Origin of the sequence: Lentzea sp. NPDC051208, assembly GCF_040682435.1 — a bacterium.
GTDB classification, from domain to species: domain Bacteria; phylum Actinomycetota; class Actinomycetes; order Mycobacteriales; family Pseudonocardiaceae; genus Lentzea; species Lentzea kristufekii.
Map to the genome: position 1 here is coordinate 1 of NZ_JBFBAW010000022.1, position 15,657 is coordinate 15,657.

The 15,657-nt window shown below is 69.4% G+C and carries 14 protein-coding genes; 9 read left to right on the plus strand and 5 right to left on the minus strand.

The annotated features are described in order from the left end of the window. Positions 1 to 135: 135 nt before the first annotated feature. Positions 136 to 609 carry a hypothetical protein gene (locus tag AB0M48_RS37920; protein WP_363851636.1) on the minus strand — a complete coding sequence of 158 codons (474 nt, stop codon included), beginning with the start codon at positions 607 to 609 and terminating at the stop codon, positions 136 to 138. 47 nt (positions 610 to 656) lie between these two features. Next, the gene (locus AB0M48_RS37925; RefSeq protein WP_363851639.1) at positions 657 to 2,096 is read right to left on the minus strand and encodes a sigma-70 family RNA polymerase sigma factor; all 1,440 of its coding nucleotides are present in this window, start codon (positions 2,094 to 2,096) and stop codon (positions 657 to 659) included. 266 nt (positions 2,097 to 2,362) lie between these two features. Between AB0M48_RS37925 and AB0M48_RS37930 the strand changes: the two genes are divergently transcribed. Both AB0M48_RS37930 and AB0M48_RS37935 read left to right on the plus strand, forming a co-directional pair. Continuing rightward, entirely contained in the window at positions 2,363 to 2,680 is a 318-nt protein-coding gene (locus AB0M48_RS37930) for a trehalase-like domain-containing protein (RefSeq protein WP_363851642.1), read from the plus strand. A 58-nt stretch (positions 2,681 to 2,738) separates the two neighbouring features. Beyond that, positions 2,739 to 3,035 (plus strand): YiaA/YiaB family inner membrane protein, encoded by a 297-nt coding sequence (locus tag AB0M48_RS37935; protein ID WP_363851645.1) that lies wholly within the window; start codon positions 2,739 to 2,741, stop codon positions 3,033 to 3,035. Between the two features lie 9 nt (positions 3,036 to 3,044). Here AB0M48_RS37935 and AB0M48_RS37940 read toward each other — a convergent pair whose 3' ends face one another. Both AB0M48_RS37940 and AB0M48_RS37945 read right to left on the minus strand, forming a co-directional pair. Further along, positions 3,045 to 4,259, minus strand: coding sequence for a HAMP domain-containing sensor histidine kinase (locus AB0M48_RS37940; protein WP_363851648.1), 1,215 nt, complete (start codon positions 4,257 to 4,259; stop codon positions 3,045 to 3,047). Beyond that, positions 4,256 to 4,939, minus strand: a complete 684-nt coding sequence (locus AB0M48_RS37945; protein WP_363851651.1) for a response regulator transcription factor — start codon at positions 4,937 to 4,939, stop codon at positions 4,256 to 4,258. The genes AB0M48_RS37940 and AB0M48_RS37945 overlap by 4 nt, the downstream gene beginning before the upstream one ends. 132 nt (positions 4,940 to 5,071) lie before the next feature. Between AB0M48_RS37945 and ugpC the strand changes: the two genes are divergently transcribed. From ugpC to AB0M48_RS37965, 4 genes are read left to right on the plus strand one after another with little or no spacing between them, the layout of a single operon-like run. After that, entirely contained in the window at positions 5,072 to 6,265 is a 1,194-nt protein-coding gene (ugpC, locus tag AB0M48_RS37950; RefSeq protein ID WP_363851654.1) for a sn-glycerol-3-phosphate ABC transporter ATP-binding protein UgpC, read from the plus strand. A 12-nt stretch (positions 6,266 to 6,277) separates the two neighbouring features. Continuing rightward, positions 6,278 to 7,558 carry an extracellular solute-binding protein gene (locus tag AB0M48_RS37955; protein WP_363851657.1) on the plus strand — a complete coding sequence of 427 codons (1,281 nt, stop codon included), beginning with the start codon at positions 6,278 to 6,280 and terminating at the stop codon, positions 7,556 to 7,558. Then, positions 7,555 to 8,850 carry an ABC transporter permease subunit gene (locus tag AB0M48_RS37960; protein WP_363851660.1) on the plus strand — a complete coding sequence of 432 codons (1,296 nt, stop codon included), beginning with the start codon at positions 7,555 to 7,557 and terminating at the stop codon, positions 8,848 to 8,850. The genes AB0M48_RS37955 and AB0M48_RS37960 overlap by 4 nt, the downstream gene beginning before the upstream one ends. Next, positions 8,847 to 9,752 carry a carbohydrate ABC transporter permease gene (locus tag AB0M48_RS37965; protein ID WP_319989935.1) on the plus strand — a complete coding sequence of 302 codons (906 nt, stop codon included), beginning with the start codon at positions 8,847 to 8,849 and terminating at the stop codon, positions 9,750 to 9,752. Before AB0M48_RS37960 ends, AB0M48_RS37965 begins: the two co-directional genes overlap by 4 nt. 3 nt (positions 9,753 to 9,755) lie before the next feature. On the opposite strand, the gene AB0M48_RS37970 is transcribed toward AB0M48_RS37965, so the two are convergent. Continuing rightward, complete coding sequence (locus AB0M48_RS37970) at positions 9,756 to 11,066, minus strand: hypothetical protein (protein WP_363851664.1); 1,311 nt, start codon at positions 11,064 to 11,066, stop codon at positions 9,756 to 9,758. A gap of 259 nt (positions 11,067 to 11,325) precedes the next feature. Here AB0M48_RS37970 and AB0M48_RS37975 point away from each other — a divergent pair, with 259 nt between their 5' ends. From AB0M48_RS37975 to AB0M48_RS37985, 3 genes are all read left to right on the plus strand, one after another. Continuing rightward, the gene (locus tag AB0M48_RS37975) at positions 11,326 to 13,836 is read left to right on the plus strand and encodes a glycosyltransferase (protein WP_363851667.1); all 2,511 of its coding nucleotides are present in this window, start codon (positions 11,326 to 11,328) and stop codon (positions 13,834 to 13,836) included. Then, positions 13,836 to 15,236: a radical SAM protein gene (locus AB0M48_RS37980; RefSeq protein ID WP_363851668.1), complete on the plus strand. Its 1,401-nt coding sequence runs from the start codon at positions 13,836 to 13,838 to the stop codon at positions 15,234 to 15,236. Before AB0M48_RS37975 ends, AB0M48_RS37980 begins: the two co-directional genes overlap by 1 nt. Positions 15,237 to 15,351: 115 nt before the next feature. Then, positions 15,352 to 15,642: a DUF4342 domain-containing protein gene (locus AB0M48_RS37985; RefSeq protein WP_363851670.1), complete on the plus strand. Its 291-nt coding sequence runs from the start codon at positions 15,352 to 15,354 to the stop codon at positions 15,640 to 15,642. The last annotated feature ends 15 nt before the right edge of the window (positions 15,643 to 15,657 follow it).

Genomic DNA, 15,657 nt, shown 5'->3' on the forward strand with positions numbered 1-15,657 from the left:
CACGAACATGGTGCACACTGATCAACTGAAGCCCTTGGTCTCGATCTTCGTCTGTCGCAAGAAGAAGAATCGACCAAGGGCTTCACCCATGATCACCCGGGGTCTCACCCAGCCACTCAGAGGTTAAAACTCAAGCTAGGCGTCGAGTGAGCGGGGGCCCGGCCTCCCGCCGGGCAGCACCGCGCCACGCGGCAGTCCGTCCCGCAGCAACGGCAACAGCCTGGGGTGCTTGCTCATGAGCACCGCGGCTGTGCCGTTGCGCTGCTGGATCCGGCGGCAGAAGTGCGGGGACAACGCCACCCCGAGGTAGGCGTCGGCACGGGGCCCGTAGACGACCGCGCCGCCGAGCCCGCACCACGCGGCCGCGACGGCCAACCCGTCCGCCCAGACGTACCCCTCGACGTACGTCCCGCCGTTGTGGCGGCTCGCCTCGGTGAAGGCGTCGCTGAACGTCACCTGCGGCTGCAGCCTGGTCAGGGCGTCGGCGGACCACCACGTGCCCAGGTCGAGCACCAGGCCCTCCACGCTCGCGTGCGCCCACTCCGAGTCGTCGACGAGCGTGCGGAACGGTGCTTCCAGCTCGGTCAACGCCGCCGTGAGCTCCTCCACCCGCCCATGGTGCGGTGCCCGCGCCGATCCCGCTGTCCGAAGTGGACTCAGGCCTGCGCCTGGGCGATCGTGATCGGGATGCTGACCTGCACCGGCCCCGCGACCCCGGTGATGACCCCGTCCCCGGCCTTGGGACCCGCCTGCAGCCGGGCCCGGAACGTGATCGTCTCGCCGGGCGCCAGCGTCTGGCCGCCCTCGCACGTCACGGTGCCCTTGGCGGCCGGGCACGCGATGACGCCCGCCGAGGTCTTGCCCGGTCCCACCGTCTTGATCTTGTCGGGCATGGTCAGCGTCAACGTTGGCACCGTGGTCGGCGCCGTACCGTTGTTGGTGATGCTGATGTTCATCTCGTTGGGCGGGCCGTCGGTGGTCATGGCGACACCGGCAGGCGCCGACCCGGACAGGCTGGCCGCCGCGGGAGCGACCGTGTTGTTCGTCGTGGTCGCCGGTCCGGCGGCGCCGCTCGTCCCCACTCCCGGCGCCGCCGAACCGGCGGAGGTGCCCGCCGGCGCGCTGCCCGAGTTCTGCTTCGAGCCGGGCTGACCCGGCTGGCTGGTCTGCGACACGCCCTCCGAGCTGCTCGTGCCGGTCGCCGGGGCGGCGCCGGGGATCGTCGAGGACGGCCCGCCGTCGGAGCCGACGACTCCGGAGGCGGCGACGACCACGACGGCCGCGGCGGAGGCCGCGACACCCAGCCACGAGGTCAGGCTGACGGTCACCGCGGCGCCCTTGCCCGCGGTCGCGGCGGCGGCGAGGTAGCCCGCGGTGCCCGTGCCGAGCACGATGGGGGCGACGAGCCCGCGCAGCGCGCCGTTGACGTCGGACAGCTCGCTGGCGAGCTTGCGGCATTCGGCGCAGTCGTCCATGTGCGCGTCGAGCTGGACGGCGTCACGGCCCTTGAGCCCGCCGCGGGTCCAGGCGCCGAGCTTCGTCACCGTGGCGCGGCACTTCTCGGTCGGCTCCTGGTTGATGTGCGCCTGCAGGAACGCCTTGCGCAGGCCTTCCCGCGCGCGGAACGCCATCGCGGAGACGCCGTTCGCGGTCAGGCCGAGCAGCGGCGCGATCTCGCCGGGCGACTGGCCCTCGATCGCGGTGTGCCACAGGACCGTCTGCCACCGTTCGGGCAGCGTCGCGAACGCCGTCGCGGCCAGCGCCTGGTCGAGGTCCTCGACCGCCTTGTCGCGGAACGGCACGCTGGTCGCCTTGGTGGCGCCCGGAACCTCTTCGATGTCACCCGCGAGCTCGAGCCGCTTCTCCTTGCGGGTGCGGTCGTACGCCGCGTGCCGCACGGCCGTCAGCAGGTACGGCCGGAAAGCGGTGCCGGGACCGCCACCGCCGCGCAACGCGGCGAGGACCTTGGCGAACGCCTCCGCCACCAGGTCGTCGGCGTCCGAGGACGAGGTGGACAGCTGCATCGCCAGGATGGTCGCCGAGCGCACGTGCCGTTCGTAGAGCTTGCCGTACTCCTCGACCTTGCCGTCTCTCACGGCATCGATCAGGTCGGCATCCGACGACGGTCGTCCACGCTGCCCGATCAAAGAAAGCCCTCTTAACCTGATGCCCTGTGGTGATACGCGGACCCTATCGACATGGCTCAACGCGAACAATCCACGCATCCGAATCCGATGTAATAAAAAGGTTCAGGACTCGTGTGAATCCCGTCCAACACAGGACTGATGGCCCTAGCGCCTGCTCACCTGACCTGCGTGGACTTCCTGACCCGGCCGGTTCCGGGTGGTGCCGGGCATTTCCGGTGCGGCCCCGGAGGAACCAGCTTCCGCTGGGCCAACGGTACGCATCCGGTACGGAGTTCGTGCGAACCCGCTGGACGGGTCTTCAGGTTACCGACAGCTCGGCCGGTGGATTGGTGCGTTCGGTCGAAGGGCGTGAGCCCGCGGTGCTGGAGTTCGCGTCCCATTCGGATTTCGACCAGAAAGTTGTCCAGTCGGAACCCGCCGCCGGCGGTCTGCGCGTGGCGGGCACGAACCGCACCGCCCGGCGTCCACAGAGGACTGGCGGGGTTGGCGGACCGGGCCTGATCCGCTGCGCCCTGCTGCTGCACGGACCGTGACCTGGACATGAGTAGCCGTACTCATGACAGCCGGGGTGTGACGCAGGACTCTCGGATCATGACCACTGCCACGCCCTCGCACACACCGACGACCGCCGCCTTCTACGTGCAGGCGGTCCTCTCGTTCGGGCTCTCGCTGACCGCCGTCGGCATCGGAGTCGTGTTCCTGCCCGTCGACGGGTGGGTGCGCGCGTTCCTGGGCATCGCGATGCTCTACACCGTCACCTCGGCGTTCACGCTGGCGAAGGTGCTCAGGGACCGCCAGGAGGACACCTACATCACCAGCCGGGTGGACAGAGCCCGGCTGGACAAGCTGCTCACCGACCACGACCCGTTCAAGATCGACGTGCCCTGACCGGAGGCGTCAGGGGTGGCCCTGCCACAGCCGCCACGCGCGAGGGCTCGCCGGCTCGTGGTGGCTGTCGGCCTCCCCGAACCGCAGGCGCACGCGGGCACCGCCGAGCCGTCCGCGCTCCAGGTGGATGGTCCCGCCGGTCGCCTCCGCGGCGGCACGGGCGATGTCCAGGCCCAGCCCGGTCGACCCGCCGCCGCTGCTGCCGCGGTGCAACGCCGAGGACGGGTCGGCCACGCCGGTGCCGCCGTCCTCGACCACCAGCGTCACCCACCCGCCGTGCCGCACCACCGACACCCCGACCGGAGCGGCGGGAGGCGTGTGCCGGAAGACGTTCTCCAGCAACGTGTCCACCACGGCGCCCAGCGCGTCGGGCGCCAGCGGCACCCAGCAGGGCTCGCCCACGTCGATCTCGCACATCCGGCCCTGATCGGCGGCGTGCGCGGACCAGAACACCATCCGCGTCCGCACGACCGACGCCACGTCGCACGTGCCGGCCTGCTCGCCCTCGGTGGGCTGCAGGGACTGGATGATCCGGTCGACGTCGTGCCCCAGCGTGCTTACGGCGCTGCGGATCCGGTCGGCGACGGGCCCGGACCCCACCGCGTCGGCGTCCAGCCGCAGGGCCGCCAGCGGGGTCCGCAGCCGGTGCGACACGTCCGCGATCATCTCGCGTTCCTTCGCGAGCAGCTGCGACGTCCGCGACGAGGCCTCGTCGATCGACGCCGCCAGCGCCTCCAGTTCGCGCGGCCCGCGCAGCCGCACCCGCCGCCCGACCGACGTGGTCAACTCCCGCAGTGCCGCCAGCACGGGCGTGAAAGGCCTGTGCCCCAGCCACACCGCCGCGCCCAAGGCCACCAGCGCGACCCCGATGACCAGGAACACCGGGAAGAACGGGAACGGCACGGCGGCGGGCACCACCGAAACCACCGCCCCGGCAACGGAAGCGACCGGCGCGCCACCGCCGGCGCCGAGCCGCGTGCCGTCCTCCAGCACCACGGACAACCGCCCCTCGGCACCGGCGGCGGTGCGCGCGATCGTTCCCCGGACGGCGTCGGGATCCGCGGACACCGCCAGCACCCCGGTGACGACGGCCGCGTCGCGTCGATCGGCCTCGGCGGCGGTGGCCGCGGCGTGCGAGTAGGCCAGAAACCCGGCTGTGACCACGAAAACCAGGGCGACCAGACCGGCGGCGAGCAACAGGGCGCGGGTGATCACAGCCCTCATTCGGGCGCCGCCAGCTTGAACCCGACTCCCCGGACCGTGTGCAGGTAACGGGGATGCGCCGCGGTCTCGCCGAGCTTGCGCCGCAACCAGGACGCGTGGACGTCGATCGTCTTGTCGTCGCCCACGTACGGGTTGCCCCACACGGCCTGGATGAGCTCTCGCCGTGAGATCACCCGGCCCGGCCGCTGCGCCAGATAGGCCAGCATGTCGAACTCCCGCCTGCTCAGCGCGAGAGCGGAGTCGCCGAGCGTCGCCGCCCGCTGGGCGAGGTCGATGCGCAGCCCGCCGAGTTCCACGACCTCGGACGGCGCCGAGGAACCACCCGTGCGCCGCAGCAACGCGTTGATCCGCGCGGCCAGGTGCTCGGCCGAGAACGGCTTCACGATGTAGTCGTCCGCACCCGCGTTCAACGTGCTCACGACCGAGGCCTCGGCACCCCGCGCGGTCGCCACGATGACCGGCACGTTGCTCACCCCGCGCAGCATCCGCAGCGCCGCGACGCCGTCCAGGTCCGGCAGTCCGAGGTCGAGTATCACCAGGTCCAGCTCGGAGGTCCCCGCCTCGCGCAGGGCGGCCACGGCGGTGCCGACGGCGTGCACGACGTGCCCGAGGTCGGTCAGCGCGTGCACGAGCGCCGCCTGGACCACCGGGTCGTCCTCGACCACCAGCACCTTCGACATACACGCAGCGTAAGGAGCGAACCCGCCGATGGGGAGAGATGTCACGAGCTTATCGAGATCGTGTTTCGTCCTTAAATCTCCCTTAGGGATGGCGGGCCTACGGTCTGCACCACACCGAACCAGGGAGTTGGCGTGGCAGAAGTCGTTCTGACGGGGCTGGGCAAGGCCTACGGTGACGGCACCCGTGCGGTCACCGACCTCAACCTGGAGATCCGCGACGGCGAGTTCCTGGTGCTCGTGGGCCCGTCGGGCTGCGGCAAGACGACGGCGCTGCGGATGATCGCCGGGCTCGAGCAGATCACCGAGGGCACGATCCACATCGGGGAGAACGTCGTCAACGACGTGCCGTCACGTGACCGCGACGTGGCGATGGTGTTCCAGTCGTACGCGCTCTACCCGCACCTGAACGTCTACGACAACATCGCGTTCGGCCTCACGCTCCGCAAGCTCCCCAAGAAGGAGATCGACCACCGCGTCCGCGAGGTCGCCGAGGTCCTCGAACTGACCGAGCACCTCGACCGCAAGCCCCGCAACCTCTCCGGCGGGCAACGCCAGCGCGTCGCGATGGGCCGGGCGATCGTGCGGGCCCCGCGGGCGTTCCTGATGGACGAGCCGCTGTCCAATCTGGACGCCAAGCTGCGCGTGCAGATGCGGGCGCAGATCGCGCGGATCCAGCGCGAGATCGGCGTGACGACCGTGTACGTCACGCACGACCAGACCGAGGCCATGACGCTCGGCGACCGCGTGGCCGTGATGCGCCGCGGTGTGCTGCAGCAGGTCGGGCCGCCGCAGGAGCTCTACGACCGCCCGGTCAACCTGTTCGTCGCCGGGTTCATCGGCTCGCCGGGCATGAACCTCGTGTCCGCGAAGCTCGACGAGGACCCCGACGGCCGCTTCTGGCTCTCGCTGGGCTCCGACGCGCTGCTGCTGCCGGAGTCCGTCCCGCAGCAACGGCCCGCGCTCAAGCAGTACGTCGGCCGCGACGTCGTGGTCGGCATCCGCCCGGAGGACATGGAGGACACGGCTCTGGCCGACGCCCGCGAAGGCGAGATCCTGCACTCCGTCGCGGACCTGGTCGAGGCCATGGGCTCGGACGTCCTCGTGCACTTCCCGGTCGACGTCCCGCCGGTCGTCACCGACGACACGCGGGAGCTCGCGAAGGACACCGGCACCGACGACCTGCCCAGGGCGAGCAAGGGGACCGTCCTCGTCGGACGGTTCAGCCCGCGCACCCGCATCTACGAAGGACAACCCGTCGCCGCCTGGGTGGACACCTCCCGGCTGCACTTCTTCGACCCGGCCACCGGGTCCTCGATCTGGAAGTAGAGGAGAGCTTCAATGAGGAAGCAATGGATCGCGCTGCTCGCGCTCACCGCCGCCGCGTGCTCCGGCGGCGCGGCGGGAACCGGGACCACCGAGGACCTCAAGGGCCAGACCGTCGAGGTCGTCGGCCCGTGGACCGGCGACGAGCAGAAGAGCTTCGAGCAGGTGCTGAAGGTGTTCACCGACAAGACGGGCGCCGAGGTCAAGTACACACCCGCCGGTGACGAGCTGCCGACGGTGGTGCAGACCAGAATCTCGGGCGGCACACCACCGAACGTCGCCCTCATCGCCCAGCCCGGTCTCGTCGCCCAGTTCGCCGCGGCGGGTGCGCTGAAGCCGGTGAACGCCGACGTCGAGAAGGCCGTCACCGACCACAACGCGGCGGTGTGGAGAAAGCTCGGCAGCGTCGACGGCAAGCTCTACGGCTTCACCTTCAAGGCCGCCAACAAGTCCGCGTTCTGGTACAGCGAGAAGGCCTTCCAGCAGGTCGGTGCCACGCCGCCGGCGACGTGGGACGACCTGATCAAGACCAGCAAGGCGATCTCCGAGACCGGGCTCGCCGCGGTGTCGGTCGGCGGCGCGGACGGCTGGACGCTCACCGACTGGTTCGAGAACGTCTACCTGCGCACCGCGGGCCCGGACAACTACGACAAGCTCGCGAAGCACGAGATCCCGTGGACCGACCCGACCGTGCGCAAGGCGCTGGAGGAACTGGCGAAGCTCTGGGGCGACCCGACGCTGATCGCGGGCGGCGCGTTGCAGACCGAGTTCCCGAAGTCCGTGACCAACGTCTTCGGCGAGCCCTCCACGGCCGCGATGGTGTTCGAGGCGGATTTCGTCGCCAGCATCATCACCACGAACACCAAGGCGAAGGTCGGCGAGGACGCCAAGTTCTTCCCGTTCCCGTCGGTCGCGGGCAGCAAGGACGCCGTGGTCGCCGGTGGCGACATGGCCGTGCAGTTCAAGGACGACAAGGCGACCACCGAGCTGATGAAGTTCCTGGCCTCGCCCGAGTCCGGCAAGGTCTGGGCCGGGCTGGGCGGGTTCCTGTCGCCCAACAAGGACATCCCGGAGTCCGCGTACCCCGACGCCGTGACCCAGGAGCTCGCCAAGCGGATCGTCGACGCCGGGGACAACGTGCGGTTCGACATGTCCGACCTCGCGCCGGCCGCGTTCGGCGGCACGAAGGGCGCGGGGGAGTGGAAGGACCTGCAGGACTTCCTGGCCGACCCGAAGAACGTCGACGGGATCATGCAACGGCTGGAAGCCAACGCGGCGAAGGCCTACGGCAAATGAGGCTTCGGGTGAACGTGGACGCCGCGCCGGGGCGCTCGCCCCGGCAGGCGATCCCGTTCCTGCTCCCCGCGCTGGTGCTGCTCGCGGCGCTGGTGCTCTACCCGCTGGTGTTCTCGCTCATCCGCAGCTTCTTCGACGCGAGCGGGGACGAGTTCGTCGGCCTGCGCAACTACGTCGACACCTTCACCGACCCGCGGACGCTGACCGCGTTCCGCAACAACGTGATCTGGGTGGTGGTCGCCCCGGCGGCCGTCACCGGCATCGGCCTGATCCTCGCGGTGCTGACCGAGCGCATCAGGTGGGCGACCGCGTTCCGGCTGGTGCTGTTCATGCCGATGGCGATCTCGCTGTTCGCCTCGGGCATCATCTTCCGGCTCGTGTACGACGAGGCGCCGAACCAGGGCGTCGTGAACGCGGTCGTCGTCGGCGTGCACGACATGTTCAGCCCTGCGTCGCAGTACCCCGGTGCGCGGCCTCGTGACGGTTACGCCGCAACGGAAGCGGGCTTCGCCTCGATCAGGCCGTCCCGGGCGGGTGACACGATCTCGTTGCCGCTCATCGGGTACTCGCCGCAGGACGTGCCCCCGCAGGCGCTCGCGGCCTCTCCGCCGACCGCGGGCACCGGTGAGCTGCGCGGTGTGCTGTGGCTCGACGTGTCGGTCGGCGGCAGGGCCGGATCGGTCGACCCGGCCGAGCGCGGACTGCCCGGCGTCGCGGTGGAGGCCGTGCGGGACGGCCAGGTCGTCGCCCGCACGACGACCGGGGACGACGGCAGGTTCACGTTCCCCGACCTCGGAGCGGGCGACGTGACCGTGCGGCTGCCCGCGGAGAACTTCACTCTGCCGTTCCGCGGCCTCACCTGGCTCGGGGCGTCGCTGATCACCCCGGTGATCATCTCGTCCTGGATCTGGATCATGACCGGGTTCGCGATCACGTTCATCGCGGCGGGCCTCTCGGCGATCCCGCGGGACGCGCTGGAGGCCGCGCGGGTCGACGGCGCGACCGAGTGGCAGGTGTTCAAGCGCGTCACCATCCCGCTGCTCTCCCCGGTGCTGCTGGTGGTGTTCGTGACGCTCGTGATCAACGTGCTGAAGATCTTCGAGCTGGTGTTCGTCATCGCGCCGGGCTCGGTGCAGTCCGAGGCCAACGTGCTGGCCCTGCAGATGTGGCAGGTGTCCTTCGGCACGGGCGGCGACCAGGGGGCGGGCAGCGCGCTCGCGGTGATCCTGTTCCTGCTGGTGGCCCCGGCGATGCTGTTCAACATCCGCCGATTCCGACGGGAGCGGTCATGACCCTGGTGGCCGAAGAGGTCCGCATCGACGTGCCGGTGTCCGGCGCGCCGAAGCGGAGTGTGCTGACGCGGCTCGTCGCCCGGCTCGGCAACGGTTTCGTGCAGGTCGTGCTCGCCCTCGTGGCGGTGTTCTGGCTGGTGCCGGTGTTCGGCCTGCTGATCGCGTCGTTGCGCGACGAGTCGGCCAACACCGCGAACGGCTGGTGGACGGTGTTCACCAAGCCCGCCGAGCTGACGCTGGCCAACTACGCCGATCTCGTCGCGAACCAGGCGGTGTGGCAGTCGTTCCTGAACACCTTCTACATCGCCGTCCCCGCCACGGTGCTGGTCGTCGTGATGGCGTCGCTGGCCTCGTACGCGCTGGCGTGGATCGAGTTCCCCGGCCGCGAGACGCTGACCGTGGTCGTCGTCGGGTTGCTGGTCATGCCGATCCAGGTCGCGCTGATCCCGGTGGCGAAGCTGTTCGGCGCCCTGGGGCTGTTCGGCACGATCACCGGCGTGGTGCTGTTCCACGTCGCGTTCGGGCTGCCGTTCGCCATCTTCCTGCTGCGCAACTTCTTCACCGGCATCCCGCGCGACCTCATCGAGGCCGCGCGGATGGACGGCGCGACGGAGTGGGTGATCTTCAAGCGGGTGATCCTGCCGGTGGCGAAGCCGGCGATCGCCTCGCTGACGATCTTCCAGTTCCTCTGGGTGTGGAACGACCTGCTGGTGGCTCTGGTGTTCGCGGACCAGGACTCGGCGCCGATCACGGTGGCGCTGCGGGCCCAGCTGCGCCAGTTCGGCACGAACATCGACATGCTCTCGACGGGCGCGTTCCTGTCGATGGTCGTGCCGCTCGGCGTGTTCCTGGTGTTCCAGAAGTACTTCGTGCAGGGCGTGCTGGCCGGATCGACGAAATAGTTGCTAGCGCGTCCAGAAGCGGGTGCCGCCGGGGCCGTAGAGGGCGAGGCCGGAGTCGTTCTGCACGAGCAGGCGGTCGGCCGCGGTGTTCCAGGTGTGGGTGCTCCACTTCGGCACGTTGTTCGGGGCGTACAGGACGAGGTTGCCGTCGTGCTGCAGCGTCACGCGGGTGGCGCCGGAGCCGTGGGTGTGGGTGGCCCACAACGCCTGGTTGGTCGCCGCGACGTAGAGCACCAGGTTGCCGTCGGCCTGCATGAGCAGCCGGTACTTGCCGTCCGGTGAGGTCCGGGACTGGTACGCGGTGAGGCTCTCACCGCGTACCAGCCGGTCGGGGCCGGGCTCGTTCACGCTGGAGATGTCGGCGATCGAGACGTAGTAGGCCTGGAGCGCGTAGGCCTCGGAGCCGTTCGGTGTGATGGCCACGGATCGCGGGTACCAGCCGCCCGGCCTGGTCTGGATGATCGTGTTGGTGTTCACGCTCAACGTCATGAGGGTGTGCGCCTGGTGCCCGGTGAGGTAGATCTGGCCGCCGTTCGGTGCGGCGGTCACGCCCAGCGGGCCTCCCGGCACGTCCACGGTGGCGCCGATCTGGTTGTCCGCGGTGGTGATCAGGTAGACCTTGTTGCTCGAGTAGCTGGTGACGTACGCGCGCGTGCCGTTCGGCGTGATGGCGATGTGGTTGGGCGCGGTGGGCAGCGGCACGGTGGCGATCACGCTCTCGGTCGCGGTGTTCACCACCACGACGCGACTGTTGTAGAAGTCCGCGACGTAGAGGCGGGAACCGTCCGGGGTGATCTGCACGTCCGTCGCGTTGCCGCCGATGTGGACCGGGTGGGAGACACCGGTCGCCGTGTTGATCACCGCCAGGTGGTTGGACCCGACGGCGTAGGCCTTGCCGCCGTCCGGCGCCACGGCGATGGCCTTCGGAGACTTGAGCGGATCGACCGACACGGTCCGGACGACCGCGCTGGTCGCGGTGTCGATCACCGAGACCGAGCCCCAGTCGGTGTTGTGGTCGCCGGCGTTCGTGACGTAGGCGGTGCGGCTGTCCGGGCTGAAGGCGATGCCCTCCGGCTGCGTGCCGACGCCGACGGTGGCGGTGACCGTCCGGCTCGCGGTGCTGATGACCGACACCGTGCGATCGGCCGCGTTGCTGACGTACGCACGGGTTCCGTCGGGGCTGATCTCGATCGCGATCGGGTTGTCCCCGACGCTGATGCCGGTGGGCTGGGCGGCCGCCGAGGTGGAGGCCGACGCGATCAGGCCCGCCGTCAGCAGGACGCCGAGCGCGGCTCTTCGTGTTCGAACGTGCATGGCGGAAGTCCCCCTGGTCGTTCGGCGCTGCTCGCCGCGGCGCTGAGTCGCGGATTGTGCCAGACGGGCGCGCTGGTCAGGGCCGGATTCGCCGACCTCGCGACGGCGGAGACGCGCGTCGACCGGACGCCTTCGACGTCGCTGATCGACCGAAGAGTCCTCAGTGGACGGTGCTGTAGCCGATTGAGACGCGACCTGGCGGGAGAGCGCTTTCATGCTAGGTTCGAGTGAGAGTGAATCACTCGAAACGGAGCAGCCTATGCCGGCTCTTTGGGGTGTCTCGTTCGATGCCACGGCCATGTCCGGCGTGGTGGTCGAGTTTCTCAAGACCGCCAGATCCTTCGCTGACCAGGGCTATCGCGTTCATCTCGACCTCGGTTACGACATCAAGGCCGACAAAGGCCGATTCTTCCAGGACTACCGGCACGAAAGAGTGCCGGACTGGGTGGAACTCGACCGCGTCGACGGCATTGCGCGCATTGCGGGGTACGACAGCGAATTCGTGGCGGCGACGTTGGAATCCGTGCGCCGCGACGAGGTGCCGGACACCGATCACGTCACCGAGGCTCTCGCCGCTGCGATCGTGCGCACCTGGGAAGACCGCGAGGTCGCGCTCGTCATGGTCGAGAACGGCACGCTGCCGGAGAACGTCGCCTACACGAAAGCGCTCTACCAGGCGATCGCCCGGTACGGCGCCGCGCACGACCTCGGTCGGTACGTGCTGTGGCGCGACCACGACCTGATGTGGCAGAGCGAGCCGGCCAAGTACGGCAGCTTCCCCTATCCCGCAACGCCTCCGATGGTCAACTCGCCGCACATCCACTACTTCGCGCTGCACGACGAGGCAAGACGGCGCACGCTGGAGTGGATGCCGCAGCTGCGCAACCTCGACCTGCTGCCGAACACCTTCACCGAGCCGGACCGCCCCGGCAGGCCCGACTTCCTCCACCACCACGGCATCGCGCCGGGCACGAAGATCATCGCCAGGTTCACGAGGATCATCCCGCAGAAGCGCATCGACCGCGACCTGCACCTGGTGGCCCGGTTACCGGGCACCTGCCTGTTCGTCGCCGGTGACACCGAGGAGGACCCGGCCGAGACCAGGAAACTCCGCGCGCTCGCGGAAGAGCTTCGAGTGCCTGTCGTCTTCGGCGGCGTCCTGGAGCCGTGCGAGTCGACGGGTCCGGGGTTCTCGGTGCGCGACCTGCTCGCGCACGCCGATGTCGTGTCGTTCCTGACGTCGTACGACTACGAGAGCTTCGGCAACCCCATCGGTGAGGCGATCGCGGCCGGTGTGCCGTACATCGCGAGCCGCTACGCCCTGTACGACACGGTGTACGCGGGCTACGAGGCACCGGTGCTCGACATTCTTGCGCACGACCTGCCGACGCCCGAGTTCGCCCGGCAGGTGCACGAACTCATGACGAACGCGGCGAGGCGGGCGGAAGTGGTGGCGCACAACAGCAAACTGGGCACGCACACCCGCGAGGCCGCGACCGATCTGGTGAGCACGTTGTTCCCGCCCGCGATGGGGCCGCACGTGCGGCTCAGCGTGGTGCTGCCGGTGTTCGACGAGGCCGCGAACATCGAGACCGTGTTGAGGTCCCTGCGCGACCAGGAGGACGTCGACCCCAGCACGTACGAGATCGTGCTGGTGGACAACAACTCCACGGACGACACGGTCGAGATCGCCCGCCGGTTCGCCGAGACCTCGCCCGTCGACATCCACGTGATCAGCGAACGCGAGCAGGGCGTGGCGTGTGCGCGCAGAGCCGGCATGGAGTTCGCGGTGCGCCGCAGCCGCAACCGCAAGGACCCCGGCGAGCGCTTCTACCTCGTGTCGGCCGACGCGGACTGCCGGGTCGACCGCCGCTGGCTGGTCGAGCTGCTCGCGGTGATGGACAAGGACAAGGCCGCGATCGGGGTGTGCGACTACTACTACAACGCCGAGCACTTCGTCGGCAGGCCACGGCTCTGGGACGCCATCCAGCGCACGTTGCGGTGCCGCGTGGTGACGTTCTCGTTGTTCGGCGGGTTTCCCGACGGCAAGGGCTTCGCGGTCGAGCGCGAGGCCTACGAGGACGTCGGCGGCATCGAGATCTTCTACCAGCTGCAGCACGGGAAGTTCGTCAACCACCTGTCCGACGACTGGGACTTCGGCATCAAGGTCGCGGGCTCCGGCCACGACATCGCCTACGCCCCGAAGTCACGGGTCGAGATCAACCCGCGGCGCGTCGACCACGCCATCGACGAGGTCATCTCCGGGCGCGCGTACGGCAGCGACGGCATCATCGTCATGCGGGACATCCGGCCGGAGGCCCCGGCGAAGACCACCGATCTCACCGAAGCCGAGGCGTTGCAGGCCTGGGAGTTCTCGATCAAGGACTTCACCCCGAAGAACACCATCCTCCCCGTACTGCTGACACCGTCCTTCCTGGACGAGGACGCCGTGATCGCGTTCTTCGGCGAGGACCTGGCGGCCAGGCTCGCCACGCGCATCGCGGAGATCAAGGCCGAGATGAGCGTCGTCGACTTCCTCCCCATCCACTCTTACAAGACGCCGTCCTACCGGCTCTACCTCGAGTTCCGGGACGAGATCTTCGCCCGGCTGCGCGCCACCGCCGGCGAGGACATCGGCTACCCGCCGCCGCTGCCGGAGTGCTTCGACGCGGTGCCGGAGGACCGGTTCGCGGAGTTCGTGAAGTACTACTGCGAGGACCGCGAGTCGGGGGAGGCGCACAACTACTTCGGCAATGGAGGCGTGTTCTGATGAACCGTGTTCTGACCGATTCCGAACCCAGGGTGTGGGCGGCGCTGCAGGACCCCGCCAACGCGCACCTGCTCGACTACGTCACCGAAGACCCGTTCGGCGCGCACGTGTTCCCCGGCAACGTTCCCGGCTACGGCGTCGACGACTTCCTCGCCGATCTGAGCGACCAGCTCACCGGCACGGCACCGATCCACCTCTGGTCCTACATCCCGACGTGCGCCTACAAGTGCCGCTTCTGCCAGTACCCGGTCGTGCTGGTCAAAGGCGGCCGCAACGAGGAGAAGCTGTCGCGGTGGGTGGACTGGAACATCAGGGAGGCCGAACTCTGGCTGCGCCGGGTGCCGGAGCTCGCGCACGCCCCGGTCGGCGAGTTCAACGTCTTCGGCGGCACGCCGTCGTTGTTGCCGGAGAAGGACATCCGCCGGTTGCTCGACTTCTACCGAGAGAACTTCGGGTTCACCGAGGAGACGACGATCCGCTTCGAGGGCGACCCGAGCACGTTCACGCCGGCGAAGCTCGAGACCCTGCGGGAGCTGGGCTGCACCAAGCTCTCCAGCGGAGTCCAGTCGTTCGACGACGACGTGCTGCGCGAGTGCGGTCGTGAGCACAGCGCGCAGATGTGCGTCGACTTCGTGCGCAACGCCCAGGCCGCGGGCTTCGAGTGGATCAGCATCGACCTGATGTACGGCCTGCTGGACCAGACCGTCGACAGCGTCAGGCGAGACCTCGACGTGGTGCTGGAGAACGAGGTCACCGCCGTGGTGTGCACCAAGCTGCACCTGAAGTCCTACGCCGAGACCAGGACGGGAGTGGCGGGGGAGCAGCCCGCGCCGTGGCAGCTGCCGCAGTACCGCGAGAAGCTCGTGCGCGACGGGCACTTCTGGCCGTCGTTGCAGGAGCAGTACCGGATGCGCGAGGTGCTGACGGACGGCCTGCGCGCCGCCGGCTACACCGAGCACCCCACGATGTACTTCGCCCGCGACGGCCTCGGCCCGGAGAAGTGGAAGTCCATCATGGTGGACCAGGACAAGCAGGAGGCCGAGGTCGCGATCGGCCTGGGCGGCAGTTCCAGCTGCCGCGTCTCCGAGGCGATCACCGACGTGAACTGGAAGAACTACGCCCAGGCCGTCGAGGCGGGCCGGATCCCGCTCGGCTCCGCCACCGGGTTCGACGCGGGAGCGCAGGAGGCGAGGGCGGTCAAGATGGCGCTGTCGACCCTGCAGCCGGTGCGCTCGGACCTGCACCGCGCCCGGTACGGCCGCTCCCTGCACGACAGCCCGTGGCGGGAGAAGTTCGGCTCCCTGGCGGAGCGCGGCCTCGTCTCCGTCGACGCCGGGGGAGTCTCGCTGACCGAGGACGGAGAGGTGCTCGTGGAGGCCATCATCAACACCGAGCTCTGACCACCCTGTCCTGCCGAGGGCAGATCAGGTGGGGATCAGGGGAAACCCTGATGGCAGGACGTCCGGCCGCGGGCAGGCTGGAGTCGTCAAGGAGATCCGCGGTTCTAGGAGAGTCATGAGCGAATCCACGTCCGAGTCCGCCCGCAACGCCGTCGACTCGATGGTCGACGCCGTGCGTGGCCTGGTCAGCGAGGGCATGAACCGTCGCGTTGTCGTGCGTGACAGCAGGGACGACGTGGTGCTCGAGGTGCCGGTCGCTCTCGGGCTGGTCGCGGCGTTCGCCGCTCCGGTGGCCACGACGATCGGCGCCGGTCTCGCGCTGGTCGGCAAGTGCGGGATCAAGCTGGAGAACCGCCAGGCGCCCGCCGGTCAGCCCGCGGCGACGCCCGAGGCCGAGCAGGCCTAGTGAGCGGGGCGGGTG